Genomic DNA, 15943 nt, shown 5'->3' with positions numbered 1-15943 from the left:
TCGCTTCCTCGAGGATTTGTCCGTCATCGACCCCGCCCGCGACGGCGACGGGCCACCGGCGAAACTATGCGCCGGGCGTGGACGGCGTACGCCGCAAGGATGAACGGTCGGTGAACAGGTCAGCGTCGGGCGTACGCGGTGTCCACGCTGTACTGGGTGAATCCCAGACGTCGGTACGTCTTGAGCGCCGCGCCGTTGTCCGACTCGACGTAGAGCATCACGGTCGGTTCAGCAGCACCCTTCAGCCGGCGCGCCAGGAAGGCGATGCCCACGGCGGTCAACACACCGCCCAGTCCGCTGCCCTGCGCGGCCGGGTCCACCCCGACGACGTAGACCTCGCCGAGCCCGGCCTCCTCGGAGTGCACCTTCGTCCAATGGAACCCTTGCAGCGCGTCGGTCTGCTGACTGAAGGCGAGGAACAGTCCGTCGGGGTCGAACCAGGGTTCGGCCCGCCGCTCCGCGAGATCGGCATCGGTCCAGCCGCCCTGCTCAGGATGTGTCACGAAGGCAGAGTTGTTGACGCGCAACAACTCTGCATCATCCGCCGGTCCGCCATAGGTACGGATGCGCACACCGTCGGGCACCGTCGGCTCGGTGATGTCGTTCAGGTCGCGACGCATCTGCACGAGTTCGCGGACCGGCGACAGGTCCAGGGCCGATGCCGTCGCACGTGCGGCGTCGAGTGTGCCGTGGGCCCAAAATCTGTTCTTGCCATTGGTTTTCGACAATGCAGCCTCAATCAGCGCCGAGCCGGTGCCGCGTCTGCGCGCTTCCGGGTGCACCACCAGCTCCGCCATCGCCGACCCGTCGTCGGGCTCTTCGGACAGGTTCAGATACCCGAGAACGCGCTCGTCGCTCTCACCGGTGACGAGTAGGTGGCCGCTCCGATCGTGCGGCAACTCGCGCAGCACCTGCTCGCCCACCGGCGCTACGGCGTCCGATTGTGTTGCGGCAGAGACAAGTTCACGAATAAGGCGCTGCTCGTCGACGGTCAGCGTTTCGCGCCATTGCGGCGCTGTCACTGGCTGCGAAGCGGATCGGCCAACGACTCCGGGCCGCTGTCGGCGTCCGCGTCGTCGTCATCGTCGGCGACGGCCTCGCCACTCGGCGGGCGGCCCCGGCTGGGGCGGACTGCTTTGTAGCCCACGTTGCGGACGGTGCCGATCAGCGCCTCGTATTCCGGCCCCAGCTTGGCTCGCAGTCGGCGGACGTGGACGTCGACTGTGCGCGTGCCCCCGAAGAAGTCGTAGCCCCACACCTCATGCAGCAACTGCGCCCGGGTGAACACCCGGCCGGCATGCTGAGCCAGGTACTTCAGCAGCTCGAACTCTTTGTAGGTGAGATCGAGCGGCCTGCCGCGCAGACGAGCGGTGTAGGTGCCTTCGTCGATGACGAGCTCGCCGAGGCTGATCTTGCCGACCCCCTCCTGGTCCTCCAGGTTGCCGCGCCGACCGATCAGCAATCGCAGCCGGGCGTCGACCTCCGCCGGTCCGGTGCCGGGCAGCATGATTTCGTCCAGCCCCCAGTCGGCGTTGACAGCCACCAACCCGCCCTCGTTGACCACGACCACCACTGGGATGGATCGGCCGGTGGAACCCAGCAGCCGGCACAGCCCGCGCGCAGCGGGCAGGTCGTGGCGCGCGTCGACGATCAGGATGTCGGCGCTGCCCGCCTCCAGCAGCGACGAAACGTCGGGCGGGGCGGTGCGCAGGGTGTGGGCGAGCAGCGACAAGGACGGCAGGACCACATCCGGATTAGGTTCAGGAGTCAGCAGTAGCAGGTCCAAGCAAGCCCAGCTTTCGTGGGAAAGGCGTCTCCCAAAATTCACGGCGAGATACGAAGTTTAACGGCCAGGACACTAAACGATAGCTTGCAACCTGGTCTTTCGCGCGGTGACGATGCGGACCGCAACGGTCCGAGGAGGAACCGCGCCCACCCAACAGGTGCGGTGACGATGCGGACCGCAACGGTCCGAGGAGGAACCGCGCTCACCCACGGGAACGGCGAGGATGCGCTCCCGAACTCGGGGGTAGGCCACAATATGCGGATGCGGAAGGCACTGGTCGGGGCGGCGGCGGTGCTGTCGGCTGTGGCGGCTGTGCTGCTTGCGGCGGTCGGCGCCGACTTCGGAACCAGCATCTACGCCGAATACCGGCTGGCGCGGGCCGTCCGCGACACCGCTCATCTGGGCTTCGATCCGTTCGTGGCGATCATCGCGTTTCCCCTCATCCCGCAGGCGATGCGACATCGCTACGAGGACGTCGAAATCAAGGCCACGGCGGTCGACCGGCCGGTGATCGGGAAAGCCACGCTGGAAGCCACCATGCACTCCGTCGACCTGACCGACTCGTCCTGGCTGTTCAGGCCGAACGCCAAGCTGCCCGTCGGCAAGCTGGAGAGCCGGATCATCATCGGCTCGAGGTACCTCGGCCAGTTCCTGGGCATGCGCGACCTCATCGTCGAGGCACCCTCCAAAGACACCAACAACGCCACCGGCGGCACCACCGAGTCCGGCATCTCCGGCAGCCACGACCTGGTCTTCACCGGCACCCCGCGATCCGCCGGCTTCGACAAACGGGTCAGTGTCGCCGTCGACCTCTCGACGGCCGGCGACGAGCAGACGACGCTGGTCTTCACCCCCACCCGCGTGCTCACCGGACCCAACACCGCCGACGAACCCGTTCCCGACGACAAGCGGGACGCGGTGCTGGCCGCTTTCGCCGGACGGTTACCAGACCAGCGACTGCCGTTCGGGGTGAAGCCGACCACCCAGGGCGCCCGCGGCTCGGACGTGATCGTCGAGGGCATCACGACGGGATTAACGATCACTCTCGACGGGTTCAACAGGGCATGACAACGGCTCTGGTGGCAGTCGCGGGGGCCCTGCTGGTAGCGGGACTGGTCGGCTGGCTGATGACCCGTCGGGCCGGCCGCGTCCAAGCCACCGATCCGGCAACATCCGACGTCATCGACACTTCTGATCTTGGTTTGTCCGCCGACGGTCCGACCGTGCTGCATTTCAGCGCATCGTGGTGTGGACCGTGCAGTCACGTTCGCCGGGTGGTCGATCAGGTGTGCGCCGACCTCGACCGGGTTGCCCACGTCGAGATCGATATGGACGCCAATCCCGGCGCGGCACGCCGTCTTTCGGTGCTGTCGCTGCCGACCACCTTCATCTTCGACGCCGACGGCAAGCAGCGTTACCGGACGTCGGGTGTGCCGAAAGCCGATGACCTGCGCTCGGCCCTGACACCGCTATTGGCCCCATGACGTCGCCATTGGGTAAGCTGCTTGACGTGTCCGCCCGCGCCGAGCTCATGCTCACCAGTCGCCGCGCAGTTGACCTGTGCCGCGTCGCGGGCTGCTGCTGTTGTTGTAGCTGCTGAGTAGCCGCGCCTTTTCGCGCCGCGCTCGGAGCAGCCAGAATCCCCGTGGCGCGCCGCCACACAGTCGTGCATAGAGCAGTTCAGGAGCACCCGTCATGTCGAACACCAAGACCCCCGATCAGGTGGACGTCCGAGGTCCGCGTTTTGCGGCGTGGATCACCACCGCGGTGCTGGTAGTCACCCTGCTGGTGTCCGGCGTCAACCCACTGGCCGCCGCCGTCATCCTGGGCCTGCAGAGCGTCGTCTTCGCGATCGGCGCGATCGCCGGACCGCGCCGCCACCCCTACGGCCTGGTGTTCGCGAAGCTGGTCGCGCCGCGGCTGAGCCCGGTTCGCGAGCGTGAGCCCGTCGCCCCGCTGAAGTTCGCTCAGCTGGTCGGGTTGCTCTTCGCCGCCCCGGCCACGATCGGGTTTGCCACCGGCGCTTCACTGTTCGGCGTCGTACTCACCGGCGCGGCACTGGTCGCCGCCTTCCTCAACGCGGCCTTCGGCATCTGCCTGGGCTGCCAGCTCTACCCGCTCGTGGCGCGCCTGAAGCCAGCCCACAGCACTTCCTAGCGATCGAAAGGATCCCCCCTATGGCACGCTCCGACGTCCTGGTCTCCGCCGACTGGGCCCAGAGCAATCTCGATGCCGATCACGTTGTCTTCGTCGAGGTCGACGAGGACACCAGCGCCTACGACGACGGTCACATCGCCGGCGCGATCAAGCTGGACTGGCGCACCGACCTGCAGGACCCGGTCCGGCGTGACTTCGTCGACGCCGAGCAGTTCTCCAAGCTGCTCAGCGACCGCGGCATCGCCAACGGCGACACCGTCGTCCTCTACGGCGGCAACAACAACTGGTTCGCCGCCTACGCGTACTGGTACTTCAAGCTCTACGGCCACGAGGACGTCAAGCTGCTCGACGGCGGCCGCAAGAAGTGGCAGCTCGACGGCCGCGAGTTCTCCACCGACGCGGTGAACCGGTCGGCCACCAGCTACACCGCCAAGGCCGCGGACAACTCGATCCGGGCCTTCCGCGACGAGGTGCTGGCCGCGATCAACGAGAAGAACCTGGTCGACGTGCGTTCGCCCGACGAGTTCTCCGGCAAGATCCTGGCGCCGGCGCACCTGCCGCAGGAGCAGAGCCAGCGGCCTGGCCACATTCCGACCGCGATCAACGTGCCCTGGAGCAAAGCCGCGAACGACGACGGCACCTTCAAGTCCGATGACGAGCTGGCCAAGATCTACGCCGAGGCCGGGCTGGACGGGTCGAAGGAGACGATTGCCTACTGTCGGATCGGGGAACGTTCGTCGCACACCTGGTTCGTCTTACAGGAATTACTGGGCCACGAGAACGTCAAGAACTACGACGGCAGTTGGACCGAATACGGCTCCCTGGTTGGGGCCCCGATCGAATTGGGAAGCTGATTATGTGCTCTGCGCCGAAGCAAGGACAGACTCTGCCGGCCAGCGTCGACCTGGAGAAGGAAACAGTCATCACCGGACGCGTGGTGGATGGCTCCGGTCAGGCTGTGGGCGGTTCGTTCGTGCGACTGCTGGATTCCTCCGGTGAGTTCACCGCTGAGGTCGTCGCGTCGGCCACCGGTGACTTCCGGTTCTTCGCGGCGCCTGGGTCGTGGACGCTGCGTGCGCTGTCAGCCGCGGGCAACGGCGACGCGATCATCGAGCCGACGGGCGCCGGCATCCACGAGGTCGACGTCAAGATCGCCTGACCGCTCCGCCGAACTAGACTCGTCGCTGTGGTTCTGTTCTTCGAGATCTTGCTCATCGCGGCCGTCGTGTTCATCTCGTGGTTCGCGCTGTACACGCTGTACCGGCTGATCACCGACGAATCGTGAGCAGCCCCGAGCCCGACGACGGCGGCCCCGACAGCGGTCCCGCCCGCATTCCCGGCTCCGCGGACCGCGCGGTAGCCGCGGCGGCCGAGCGTGCGAAGGCGACAGCCAGCCGCAATATCTCGGACTTCGACGATCTGCCCGTCCCGGCGGACACCGCGAATCTGCGCGAGGGCGCCAACCTGAACGACGCGCTGCTGGCGTTGCTCCCCCTCGTCGGGGTGTGGCGGGGCGAAGGAGAAGGCCGCGGCGCCGACGGCGATTACCGGTTCGGACAGCAGATCGTGGTTTCCCATGACGGTGGCGACTATCTGAACTGGGAGTCGCGATCATGGCGGATCGGGGAGAGCGGCGAGTACGAGGCGCCGGACCTCCGCGAAACCGGGTATTGGCGCTTCGTCGACGAGCCCGACGACCCCTCGGAGTCGCAGGCCATCGAATTGCTGCTGGCACACTCCGCGGGCTACGTCGAGCTGTTCTACGGCCGTCCGCTCAACCAGTCGTCGTGGGAGCTGGCCACCGACGCGTTGGCCCGGAGCCGGTCGGGTGTGCTGGTCGGCGGGGCCAAACGGCTCTACGGCATCGTCGAGGGCGGCGACCTGGCCTACGTCGAGGAGCGGGTGGACGCGGACGGCGGACTGATTCCGCATCTGTCCGCACGGCTGTCGCGGTTCATCGGCTGACTCGACACCGTTTGATGCGCAACAGGTTTGCGGGCTGACCCCAGAGATGGGGCAGCCCCCGAGCCGTACTTCCCGGTTGGACGAACCGGAGGCTCGGGGGCTGGGTGACTGCGGGGAATTCGCCAGCGCGCGCAGGTGAATCCTCCCCTGGTGCAGCTAGCGGGCAGCCACCTCACAAGTCCAATAAGCTATCAATTCCCGGACCACCTCCTCTCCTGTGTACTGGCGAAGGTACCCGCTGCGGGCCAGTCCGACAACTGATTTCAGCGATCGCTGACAATGGCGGCGTCCACCAACTCGGCGAATTCAGCTGTCAGCGGAGCCCGCGCTAACGCCTGCCCGTCGAGGGTGTGCACGCGGGCGGCCAGAGTCATGCTCGATACCAGCCAAATTCCTTGCGCGGCATGCAGATCAGCGACCCGAAGGGCCCGGTAGTCGCAGTCGTACCCGTTGGCGCGCGCAACGCTGAACAAAGCCTGCTGGGTGGTGCCACGCAGGATCGGATACCAGGGCGGCGGCGTCAGCAGACACACGTTGCCGTCGTCGCCGGGGGTGGCGATCACGACAGTCGAACGTGGACCTTCCAGGATGTAACCGTCGGTGCTGACGAAGATGACGTCGCCGGCGCCGTGGCGGTCGGCATGTCGCAGCGCGGCCATGTTGATCGCGTACGACAACGTCTTGGCGCCGGCCACCAGCCAGGGCATGTTCTCGACGCCGGCTGACGGCAGCTCCCGCGGCAAGGTGATCGCGGCGATGCCGTCGCGGCGAGTGGCCGCGATCCGGTCGGCGACCGGAGTGACGGTGACATAGGCGGTCGGCGCCGAACCCCGCTCACGTCCGCGGCTGTAGACCAGCCGCATCGCCGCCTCGTCGGTGGTGTCGCCGACCCACTGCCGCGTCGCCACCTCGATCGCCCGCCGCCACGCCGTCATGTCCGGTTCGGGCAACTCGAGCAGCTTGGCCGAGTGGACCAGCCGGCCCAGATGCGCCTCGACCAGGCAGGCGCGACCGTCGCGGATCAGCAGTGTCTCGAAGACGCCGTCGCCGCGGACGGCCGCGAGGTCGTCGGCGAACAGCAGCGGTGTCCCCGGCGGGTGCAGCTCGCCGTCGAGCGTGACGACGACGCCGGGGTGGCCAGTCATGGACGAAAAGAGTAGCCCTGTGGACCCGTAGAGTTGACATGTGTCCGCAGTTCCCGCACCCGAATCCGGTCCCGACGCCGGCGCCATCTGGCACTACGGCGACCCGCTCGGCGAGCAACGCTCGGCCGAAACCGGCGCCGTCGTGGTCGATCGGTCACATCGCGGCGTCCTCACGCTCACCGGCGCCGACCGCAAGAGCTGGCTGCACAGCATTTCCACGCAGCACGTCAGCGAACTGCCGGACGGCGCGACCACCCAGAACCTCAGCCTCGACGGGCAGGGCCGGGTCGAAGACCACTGGATCCAGACCGAGCTCGACGGCGTCACCTATCTCGACACCGAGCCGTGGCGCTCCGACCCGCTGCTCGCCTACCTGACGAAGACGGTGTTCTGGTCGCAGGTGACGCCGGCCGCGGCCGACCTGGCGGTGCTGTCGCTGCTGGGCCCGCGACTCGACGACCCGGCAGTGCTCGACGCGCTCGGCCTCGACGCGTTGCCCGCGGAATCGGCCGCGACGCCGTTGCCCGGCGGCGGTTTTGCGCGTCGGATGCGGGCAGCCGACCCGGGTCAGATCGAGCTCGACGTCCTCGTGGACCGCGCGCAGTCCCAGGACGTGCTCCGACACCTGACCGACGCCGGGGTGCGCCCGGCCGGGGTGTGGGCTTACGAAGCTCTCCGGGTCGCGGCCGTGCGTCCGCGTCTCGGCGTCGACACCGACGAGCGCACCATCCCTCACGAGGTGGGCTGGATCGGGGGTGCGGTGCACCTGGACAAGGGCTGCTACCGCGGCCAGGAGACCGTGGCTCGGGTGCACAACCTGGGCAAACCGCCTCGGATGCTGGTGTTGCTGCATCTGGACGGGTCGGTCGACCGACCGGTCACCGGTGATCCGGTGCTGGCCGGCGGCCGCGCGGTAGGTCGGCTCGGGACGGTCGCCGACCATGTCGATTACGGGCCGGTGGCACTGGCTCTGGTGAAACGTGCGATACCGGCCGACACCGCGTTGAGCACCGGCGCCGACGCGGGAGTCGCGGCGATGATCGACGCTGGTTCCCTGCCGGCCGTGGACGGGCCGGGCGCCGGGCGGGTGGCCGTCGAGCGGTTGCGTGGAACGGTCCGATGACGTTGTTTGCGGCGTGCGGGGCGCAACAGCACACAGCCAGCGGGCACGGTAGACTCTCGACAGGACAATAAAGACAAAAGATCGGAGCCGCCTTCTCGTTAGGCCGCTCCGTTATTGCGTAAGGGGGCTCCCCCAATGGGCCGTGGCCGGGCTAAGGCGAAGCAGACCAAGGTCGCTCGAGACCTCAAGTACAGCTCACCGCAGACCGATTTCGATCGGCTCCGGCAGGAGTTGTCCGGGTCGGGCGATCAGGATGCTGACCAGTCGGAGGGCGACGACCCCTGGGCTGACGAGCACCGCTGAGGCGTGACGCGGGCCCGCCCCGGCGGCGGGCCGTCCTCTAGAACCTCGGGTGCTGCCCGACCAATTTGGCTCGGGGACCGCCTTTTCCCCCCTTGTTGATCGTGCCCAGGACCCAGCTGTTCAGGTGCCGGGCCGTCAGAATCGCCAGCGCGCGATCGGTGTCCTCCGGCGCGACGACCGCGATCATGCCGACGCCCATGTTGAAGGTCTTCTCCATCTCGCTCCGCGAGACGCGGCCGCGCTGAGCGATCATCGCGAACACCGGAGCCGGGGTCCACGTGCCTCGATCCACCTCCGCGAGCAGGCCGTTGGGGATCACACGTTCCAGATTGCCGGCCAGCCCACCGCCGGTGACGTGGCAGAAAGTGCGGACCTGCGTCTCGGCGGACAGCGCCAGGCAGTCCTTGGCGTAGATGATGGTCGGCTCCAGCAACTCCTCGCCCAGTGTGCGGCCGAATTCTTCGACGTAACCTTCCAGGTTGCCCCGGTCGATCTCCAGCAGGACCTTGCGCGCCAGCGAGTACCCGTTGGAGTGCAGGCCGGACGATCCCATCGCGATCAGCACGTCACCCGGCTTGACCCGTTCGGGTCCCAGCACGTCCTCGGCTTCGACCACGCCGACACCGGTTGCCGAGATGTCGTAGTGGTCCGGCTCGATCAGCCCGGGGTGCTCGGCGGTCTCGCCGCCGAGCAGGGCGCAGCCGGCCCGCATGCATCCTTCGGCGATGCCGCCGACGATCGCATTGAGGCGCTCGGGCACGATCCGGCCCAGCGCGATGTAGTCGAGCAGGAACAGCGGTTCGGCGCCGCAGACCACCAGGTCGTCGACGACCATCGCCACCAGGTCCAGGCCGACGGTGTCGTGTTTGTCCATCGCCTGGGCCACCGCGAGTTTGGTGCCGACCCCGTCGGTGGATGCGGCCAGTAGCGGTTCACGGTAGTCACCGCGTAACGCGAACAGCCCGGCGAAGCCGCCGAGCTTGCCGATCACCTCAGGACGGGTGGCTTTGGACGCCAACGGCTTGAACAACTCGACGGCGCGGTCACCGGCTTCGATGTCGACTCCGGCCGATGCATAGGTGGCGCCCGGCGTGGCCGGGTCTTTTCCGCGGGCGGTCATCGCGCTAAAGGCTACCGGTCGACGACCGTCGCGGGTATCTCCCACTCGCTGGATCGCCCGGCGAGCTCAGGGATGCTGCAGAACGGAAGCCTGTTCGGCCTCCGGGGACAGGCCGACGGAGATGTCCGAATGCCCGGCACCCTTGGCGGCGTTGGCGAGCATCTGCTCGATGACGTTCTTGCCAAGCGCTGTCTCGCTTGGCAATTCGATCGGGTATCGACCGTCGAAGCAGGCCGAGCACAGCCGCGACGTGGGCTGCTCGGTCGCGGCGACCAGTCCTCGCAGCGAGATGTAGCCGAGCGTGTCGGCGTTGATGGCATGCCGGACCGCTTCCAGCATCTCGTCCTCGTCTTCGACGGCGTTGGCGATCAGCTCGGCCGGCGACGGGAAGTCGATGCCGTAGAAGCACGGCCACTTCACCGGCGGTGACGCGATCCGCACGTGTACCTCGACGGCGCCCGCTTCGCGCAGCATCCTGACCAGGGCGCGCTGGGTGTTGCCCCGCACGATCGAGTCGTCGACGACGATCAGCCGCTTGCCCCGGATGACTTCCTTGAGCGGATTTAACTTCAGCCGGATTCCGAGCTGACGGATGGTCTGCGACGGCTGGATGAAGGTCCGTCCGACGTAGGCGTTCTTCATCAGACCCTGGCCATAGGGAATGCCGGACTCCTGCGCGTAGCCGACCGCGGCGGGTATGCCGGATTCCGGCACACCGATCACCAGGTCGGCGTCGATCTGGTGTTCACGCGCCAGCCGACGGCCGATCTCGAGGCGGGCGCCGTGAACCGACCGGCCGGAGATTGTGCTGTCGGGTCGTGCCAGGTAGACGTACTCGAAGATGCAGCCCTTGGGCTCGGGGTTGGCGAACCGGGCCGACCGGACGCCGTCGGCATCGATCGCCAGCAGCTCGCCGGGTTCGATCTCGCGGACGAACGATGCGCCGACGATGTCGAGGGCGGCGGTCTCCGACGCCACGACCCAGCCGCGGTCCAGCCGCCCCAGGCACAGCGGCCGGACGCCGAACGGGTCGCGCGCGGCGTACAAGGTGTTCTCGTCCATGAAGGTCAGGCAGAACGCGCCGCGCACCGTCGGCAGCAGTTCGAGTGCGGCCTGCTCCAGGCTGGAGTCGGCGGCGCCGTGCGCCAACAGCGCGCCCAGCATGTCGGAGTCGGTGGTGGCCGCGCCGGGGACGCGTGAGTTCAGCAGCCCCGCCTCGCGACAACGGGTGACGAGCTCGGCGCTGTTCACCAGATTGCCGTTGTGCCCCAACGCAACTCCGGTGCCAGCCGCGGTGTTTCGGAAGACCGGCTGAGCGTTTTCCCACGTCGGCTGACCGCTGGTGGAGTATCGGCAGTGCCCGACGGCGACGTGGCCTTCCATCGCGGCCAGGGTCTGCTCGTCGAAAACCTGACTGACCAGGCCGAGATCCTTGAACACCAGGACTTGCGATCCATCGGCGACGGCGATGCCGGCCGCCTCCTGGCCGCGGTGTTGCAGCGCGTAGAGGCCGTAGTAGGTCATCTTGGCGACTTCTTCGCCGGGGGCCCAGACCCCGAATACACCGCATTCTTCGCCGGGTGGGTTCTCCAGTGACTCAGAGATGTCAGCTGCTTTGAAGGTCACGGTGCGGCGGCTCCCCAGGGAACGGATGGTGACGGGAAGGAGTCTACGGAAATGCGGGGCGCGGACGCGAATTGTGCGCGCGTGTTGCGGCGTGTCACGATCGATTTTCCCAGTTCAAAAGCCCCATTAGCCTGCAAATGTCGCATGCGCCACAGGAGTCACCGTCAGGTGTGACGGGGATCGCCCAGTCTCACGACCGGCAGCCATGCCCCGATCTCCGCAGCGCGCGAACCGGAGAGTCGCAGCGCACCGGCGCCCGTCGCGTCGGCCACCTGTAGCAGTCCGGTCGCCAGCAGCAGCCAGGTCCGGGGATCGGTCTCGACGACGTTGGGTGGGGTACCGCGGGTGTGCCGCGGCCCGGCGATGCACTGCACTGCAACCATCGGCGGAATGCGCACCTCGACGCTGGCTCCCGGGGCTTCGGCGGCGAGGGTGCGCGCGGTGAGTCGCACCGCCGCGGCCAGGTCGGCACGGCTCGGCGCCGGGTTGGTCTCGTCGCGCAGCCAGTCTTCGAGTGTGTGGACGGCGGCGCGGGTCTGCGCCGGGTCGGCGTTCCGAGGGGGCGGCACGGCTCAGCCTTCGAGCGCGGCGCGCACGCGCTCGGTGTCCGCGGCGGTCCAGCCGTCCGGCGGGGCCACCGCGGCCCAGCCGTCCAGGATGTCGTTGCTGTAGTTGTGCCCGTGCCCGCCGGGAACCCCTTCGGCGTTGGTCAGGTCGGCGCTGACCTGCCAGAACGTCACCACCGGACTCCACTGCATCGCCGCGCTGCGATCGTGGCCCGGCGGCTCGGTGAGCCAGGCGGGCCGGCTGAACAGCAGGTCGGGCGACCACCACACCACGGGGTCGGACGGGTGCTGCAGGAACAGCACCCGGGTGCCGGTCCACGGCGGCCCGAGGACCTTGGTGACATCCGGCGGGTCGTTGGCCTGGGAGAACCGGACGGTACGCCCGTTGTCGTAATGCGGTTGCACTTCGGTGGTGCCAGGGTCACGGCGGTCGATCAGCGCGCGCCACAGCGTGCTCTCCTGCGGCGGCCCGACCCAGAGCACCGCATCGAACCCCATCCGCCGGATGTCGGGCAGCCACCCGAACGCGGCCTGGCCGGCCAGCGACCCCAGGCTCTCGCCGTAGAGCATCAGCTTCGGTCGTCGCTCGGGTGGGAGTTGCGTCCAGCGGTCGTGAACGGCGGTGATCAGCATCCGGCCGGAGTCCATCGACTTCTGTTTGTCTGCAAGGAAGGAAATCCAGCTCGGCAGATAGGAATACTGCAGACCCACGATCGCGGTGTCGCCGTTGTACATCGTCTCGACCGAGCGGGCCGCGACCGGGTTGATCCAGCCGGTCCCGGTGGTCGGCGCGATGATCAGGACCTTGCGGGTGAACGCGCCGGTGCGTTCGAGCTCGTCGACAAGGACGTCGAGCCGGCCGTGGTCGTCGGGAGCGGTGTGCAGTCCGGCGTACACCCGGATCGGCTCCTTGGCGGGCTTGCCATTGATCTTGGCAAGGTCGGCGGCGTGCGGCCCGGTTCCGACGAAGTCGCGGCCCTGGTATCCCAGCGTGTCCCAGGCGGCCAATGATGTTGGGCTGCCTGACTTTTCCGGCAACTGCGGCTGCGATACACCCGTGGGGGTCGCGCTGTCCTGCGGCTGGAAGATCGCGTTGGCGCCGGCGAAGAAACCGCGGACCAGCACACCGTCGAACAACGTGACCAGCAGCACCACCACGATCGCGGTGCCGATGAACAGCGCCACCTCGTCGTGCAGATGCCAGCGGCGAATCAGTCTGCGCGCCAACAATTTGACGACGTCGATCAGCACCCGGAACGTCGACACCAGCAGTGCGCTGACGGCTGCCGCGACGGCGAGAGTGCGCAGATAGCCCGGACTCGTCGGCCCCTCGATGCCCATCAGCGCCGACAGCTGCCGCTGCCAGGACGCGGCCGGGATGAGCATCAGGACGCATGCGGTCGGTGCGATCACGACGACCGCCGCCTTCATCCACCACAACACCCGCGGCGACGGTGGCCACCAGCGGGCTCCGCGCAGCAGCAGGCGGTAGACGATCCGGCCGATCAGCACACCGAGCCCGTAGCCGAAGGCGGCGTTCACCCCGCCAATCAACCCCTGGAACAACCACTCTCGCGGAACCAGTGACGGCGTCATCGACAGGCAGAAGAACAGCGCGCCGAACGCCACCCCGACGAATTTCAGTCGGAGCAGGCTCCATCCCCACAGCAGGAGCGGATGGGGTCCGCTGGACTCGATGCTCATCGCAGCAGGGCGGCCAGCACCCCTTCGGACGTGCTGCGCAACTCGGCCAGTGACACCGTGAACAAGTCTTGGAACTCGACCGCGTCCGAACCTTGGTCGACGACGCCGATCCGGGTGGCGGGCAGCCCGCGCGCTTCGCACATCGAAGTGAAGCGGCTTTCCTCGGTACGCGGCACCGCCACCAGCACCCGGCCGGACGATTCGGAGAACAGCGCGACGAATGGGTCGGCGTCCTCGGGAAGAACAATGCGACAACCTGTTTCGCCGGCCAAGGCGGATTCGACGATCGCCTGGGCCAGCCCGCCCTCGGACAGGTCGTGCGCGGCGGACACCAGCCCGTCGCGCGATGCCGCGCTCAGCACCTCGCCCAGCAGTCGCTCGCGCGCCAGATCCACAGCGGGCGGGCGGCCGCCCAGATGATCGGCGGTGACCTGCGCCCAGATCGAGCCGTCGAGTTCGTCGCGGGTGTCGCCGAGCAGGATGAGTGTCTCGCCCGGCTCGGTACCCATCGCGGTCGGGATACGCCGGGTCACGTCGTCGATCACGCCGAGAACTCCGACGACGGGGGTGGGCATGATCGCCGTGGTCCCGGTCTGATTGTAGAAGCTGACGTTGCCTCCGGTGACCGGAATACCAAGTGCCGCACAACCATCCGCCAAGCCGCGAACCGCCTGGGAGAACTGCCACATCACCCCGGGGTCTTCGGGTGAGCCGAAGTTCAGGCAGTTGGTCACCGCGACCGGCTTGGCACCGGTGACGGCGACGTTGCGGTAGGCCTCGGCCAACGCGAGCTGCGCCCCCACGTAGGGATCGAGCAGCGTGTAGCGGCCGGACGCGTCGGTCGACAGCGCGATGCCGCGGCCGGTCGACTCGTCGACGCGCAACACACCACCGTCGGCATGCTCGGCCAGCACCGTGTTGCCGCGCACGTAGCGGTCGTACTGCTCGGTGATGAACGCGCGGCTGCACAGATGCGGACTGCCCAGCAGCGCAAGCAAAGTCGCGCGCAACTCCTCACCGGCAGTCGGACGTGCGAGCCCCGCCGATGTATCGGCGATCAGCGCGTCCTGCGACTCGGGCCGCGCGACGGGACGCTGATACACCGGTCCTTCGTGGGCGACGGTGCGCGGCGGCACGTCCACCACCGTCTCGCCGTGCCAGGTGATCAGCAACCGGTCGCCTTCGGTGACCTCGCCGATCGTGGTGGCCAGCACTTCCCACTTGCGGCAGACCGCCATGAAGGCGTCGACGTTCTCCGGCGATACCACCGCGCACATCCGCTCCTGCGACTCGCTGGAGAGGATCTCAGCAGGCGTCATGTCCTTCGCGCGCAACGGTACGGTGTCGAGCTCGATCGCCATGCCGCCGTCACCGGCCGATGCGAGTTCGGAGGTGGCACACGACAATCCGGCCCCGCCGAGGTCCTGGATGCCGATCACCAGCCCCGCGGCGTACAACTCCAGGCAGCACTCGATCAGCACCTTCTCGGTGAACGGGTCGCCGACCTGCACCGAGGGGAGCTTCTTTCGCCCCGAGCCCGACTCGTCGCCGCCGAAGGTTTCCGAAGCCAGCACCGACACACCGCCGATGCCGTCCAGGCCGGTCCGGGCGCCGAACAGGATGATCTTGTTGCCCGCGCCCGAGGCGAAGGCCAGATGCAGGTCTTCCTTGCGCAGCACCCCGACGCACAACGCGTTCACCAACGGGTTGCCGGCGTAGCAGGCGTCGAAGACGGTCTCGCCGCCGATGTTGGGCAGGCCGAGTGAGTTGCCGTAGCCGCCGATGCCGCGCACCACGCCGTCGAGCACGCGCCGGGTGTCGGGGGCGTCAGCAGCGCCGAAGCGCAACTGGTCCATCACCGCGACCGGACGGGCACCCATTGCCATGATGTCGCGGACGATGCCGCCGACGCCGGTGGCCGCACCCTGGTAGGGCTCCACGTAGGACGGGTGGTTGTGCGACTCGACTTTGAAGGTGACGGCCCAGCCGTCGCCGATGTCGACGACGCCGGCATTCTCACCGATGCCGGCCAGCATCCCGGCCCGCATCTCGTCGGTGGTGGTCTCGCCGAAGTACCGCAGGTGCACTTTGGACGACTTGTACGAGCAGTGCTCGCTCCACATCACCGAGTACATCGCCAGCTCGGCGTCGGTCGGGCGGCGGCCGAGGATGTCGCGAATCCGCTGGTACTCGTCGTCCTTGAGACCCAGTTCGCGGAACGGTTGTGGCTGGTCAGGGGTGGCCGCGGCCCGCTCGACGGTATCGGTCGCGTGGGTGAGCCCTGACGTCACGCACACAGTCTAGGGTGCCCGGCGGCCAACCCGCTCCGGCGACGCAGAAGGCGTTGCCGGCCGGGTCGGCCAGCACCACCCAGCGGAAGCTGTCGCCGATGCTGTGCCGGCGGACCCCGGTGGCGCATCATCTCCAGTCCGGCGGCGATGACCTCGG

Annotated in this window: 17 protein-coding genes and 1 pseudogene; 9 read left to right on the top strand and 9 right to left on the bottom strand. The window is 68.0% G+C overall.

Features of this window, described 5'->3' with window-relative positions; all coding sequences use genetic code 11:
• Window positions 1-119 precede the first annotated feature (119 nt).
• Both mshD and ACZYW1_RS14775 read right to left on the bottom strand, forming a co-directional pair.
• The gene (mshD, locus tag ACZYW1_RS14780; RefSeq protein ID WP_463786878.1) at window positions 120-1022 is read right to left on the bottom strand and encodes a mycothiol synthase; all 903 of its coding nucleotides are present in this window, start codon (window positions 1020-1022) and stop codon (window positions 120-122) included.
• Window positions 1019-1786 carry a winged helix-turn-helix transcriptional regulator gene (locus ACZYW1_RS14775; protein ID WP_463786876.1) on the bottom strand — a complete coding sequence of 256 codons (768 nt, stop codon included), beginning with the start codon at window positions 1784-1786 and terminating at the stop codon, window positions 1019-1021. The genes mshD and ACZYW1_RS14775 overlap by 4 nt, the downstream gene beginning before the upstream one ends.
• Window positions 1787-2041: 255 nt before the next feature.
• Here ACZYW1_RS14775 and lmeA point away from each other — a divergent pair, with 255 nt between their 5' ends.
• From lmeA to ACZYW1_RS14740, 7 genes are all read left to right on the top strand, one after another.
• Window positions 2042-2854, top strand: coding sequence for a mannan chain length control protein LmeA (gene lmeA / locus ACZYW1_RS14770; RefSeq protein ID WP_463786875.1), 813 nt, complete (start codon window positions 2042-2044; stop codon window positions 2852-2854).
• Window positions 2851-3270, top strand: coding sequence for a thioredoxin family protein (locus ACZYW1_RS14765; RefSeq protein ID WP_463786872.1), 420 nt, complete (start codon window positions 2851-2853; stop codon window positions 3268-3270). The genes lmeA and ACZYW1_RS14765 overlap by 4 nt, the downstream gene beginning before the upstream one ends.
• Window positions 3267-3386 (top strand): Ms5788A family Cys-rich leader peptide, encoded by a 120-nt coding sequence (locus ACZYW1_RS14760; protein ID WP_463786871.1) that lies wholly within the window; start codon window positions 3267-3269, stop codon window positions 3384-3386. The genes ACZYW1_RS14765 and ACZYW1_RS14760 overlap by 4 nt, the downstream gene beginning before the upstream one ends.
• Window positions 3387-3481: 95 nt before the next feature.
• Entirely contained in the window at window positions 3482-3943 is a 462-nt protein-coding gene (locus tag ACZYW1_RS14755) for a DUF4395 domain-containing protein (RefSeq protein WP_463786869.1), read from the top strand.
• A gap of 20 nt (window positions 3944-3963) precedes the next feature.
• Window positions 3964-4797: a sulfurtransferase gene (locus ACZYW1_RS14750; protein ID WP_463786867.1), complete on the top strand. Its 834-nt coding sequence runs from the start codon at window positions 3964-3966 to the stop codon at window positions 4795-4797.
• A 2-nt stretch (window positions 4798-4799) separates the two neighbouring features.
• Entirely contained in the window at window positions 4800-5102 is a 303-nt protein-coding gene (locus ACZYW1_RS14745) for a DUF1416 domain-containing protein (RefSeq protein WP_463786866.1), read from the top strand.
• A 173-nt stretch (window positions 5103-5275) separates the two neighbouring features.
• A complete protein-coding gene (locus ACZYW1_RS14740; RefSeq protein WP_463787836.1) occupies window positions 5276-5908 on the top strand; it encodes a heme-binding beta-barrel domain-containing protein in 633 nt (210 codons plus the stop codon).
• A gap of 263 nt (window positions 5909-6171) precedes the next feature.
• Here the strand turns inward: ACZYW1_RS14740 and ACZYW1_RS14735 are convergent, their stop codons facing one another.
• Window positions 6172-7053 (bottom strand): aminodeoxychorismate lyase, encoded by an 882-nt coding sequence (locus ACZYW1_RS14735; RefSeq protein ID WP_463786863.1) that lies wholly within the window; start codon window positions 7051-7053, stop codon window positions 6172-6174.
• A gap of 40 nt (window positions 7054-7093) precedes the next feature.
• Between ACZYW1_RS14735 and ygfZ the strand changes: the two genes are divergently transcribed.
• Together ygfZ and ACZYW1_RS14725 are read left to right on the top strand one after the other, a co-directional pair.
• The gene (ygfZ, locus tag ACZYW1_RS14730) at window positions 7094-8176 is read left to right on the top strand and encodes a CAF17-like 4Fe-4S cluster assembly/insertion protein YgfZ (protein WP_463786861.1); all 1083 of its coding nucleotides are present in this window, start codon (window positions 7094-7096) and stop codon (window positions 8174-8176) included.
• 135 nt (window positions 8177-8311) lie between these two features.
• Window positions 8312-8479, top strand: a complete 168-nt coding sequence (locus ACZYW1_RS14725) for a DUF3073 domain-containing protein (RefSeq protein WP_463786859.1) — start codon at window positions 8312-8314, stop codon at window positions 8477-8479.
• 37 nt (window positions 8480-8516) lie between these two features.
• Here the strand turns inward: ACZYW1_RS14725 and purM are convergent, their stop codons facing one another.
• The 6 genes and pseudogenes from purM to ACZYW1_RS14695 form a co-directional block, all read right to left on the bottom strand.
• Entirely contained in the window at window positions 8517-9599 is a 1083-nt protein-coding gene (gene purM, locus ACZYW1_RS14720; RefSeq protein ID WP_463786857.1) for a phosphoribosylformylglycinamidine cyclo-ligase, read from the bottom strand.
• Window positions 9600-9665: 66 nt separating this feature from the next.
• On the bottom strand, window positions 9666-11225 hold the full coding sequence (purF, locus tag ACZYW1_RS14715) for an amidophosphoribosyltransferase (protein WP_463786856.1): 1560 nt from the start codon (window positions 11223-11225) through the stop codon (window positions 9666-9668).
• 164 nt (window positions 11226-11389) lie between these two features.
• A complete protein-coding gene (locus tag ACZYW1_RS14710) occupies window positions 11390-11794 on the bottom strand; it encodes a sterol carrier family protein (protein WP_463786854.1) in 405 nt (134 codons plus the stop codon).
• Between the two features lie 3 nt (window positions 11795-11797).
• A complete protein-coding gene (locus tag ACZYW1_RS14705) occupies window positions 11798-13495 on the bottom strand; it encodes an alpha/beta hydrolase (protein WP_463786853.1) in 1698 nt (565 codons plus the stop codon).
• Complete coding sequence (purL, locus tag ACZYW1_RS14700; protein ID WP_463786851.1) at window positions 13492-15786, bottom strand: phosphoribosylformylglycinamidine synthase subunit PurL; 2295 nt, start codon at window positions 15784-15786, stop codon at window positions 13492-13494. The genes ACZYW1_RS14705 and purL overlap by 4 nt, the downstream gene beginning before the upstream one ends.
• A gap of 34 nt (window positions 15787-15820) precedes the next feature.
• Window positions 15821-15910, bottom strand: a pseudogene (locus ACZYW1_RS14695) (VOC family protein); the annotation flags it as partial.
• Window positions 15911-15943: the final 33 nt, after the last annotated feature.

Source organism: Mycobacterium sp. IDUB_36 (assembly GCF_055419225.1).
The sequence above is the reverse complement of the archived record's forward strand: the minus strand, read 5'-3'. Positions and strand labels throughout refer to the sequence as shown.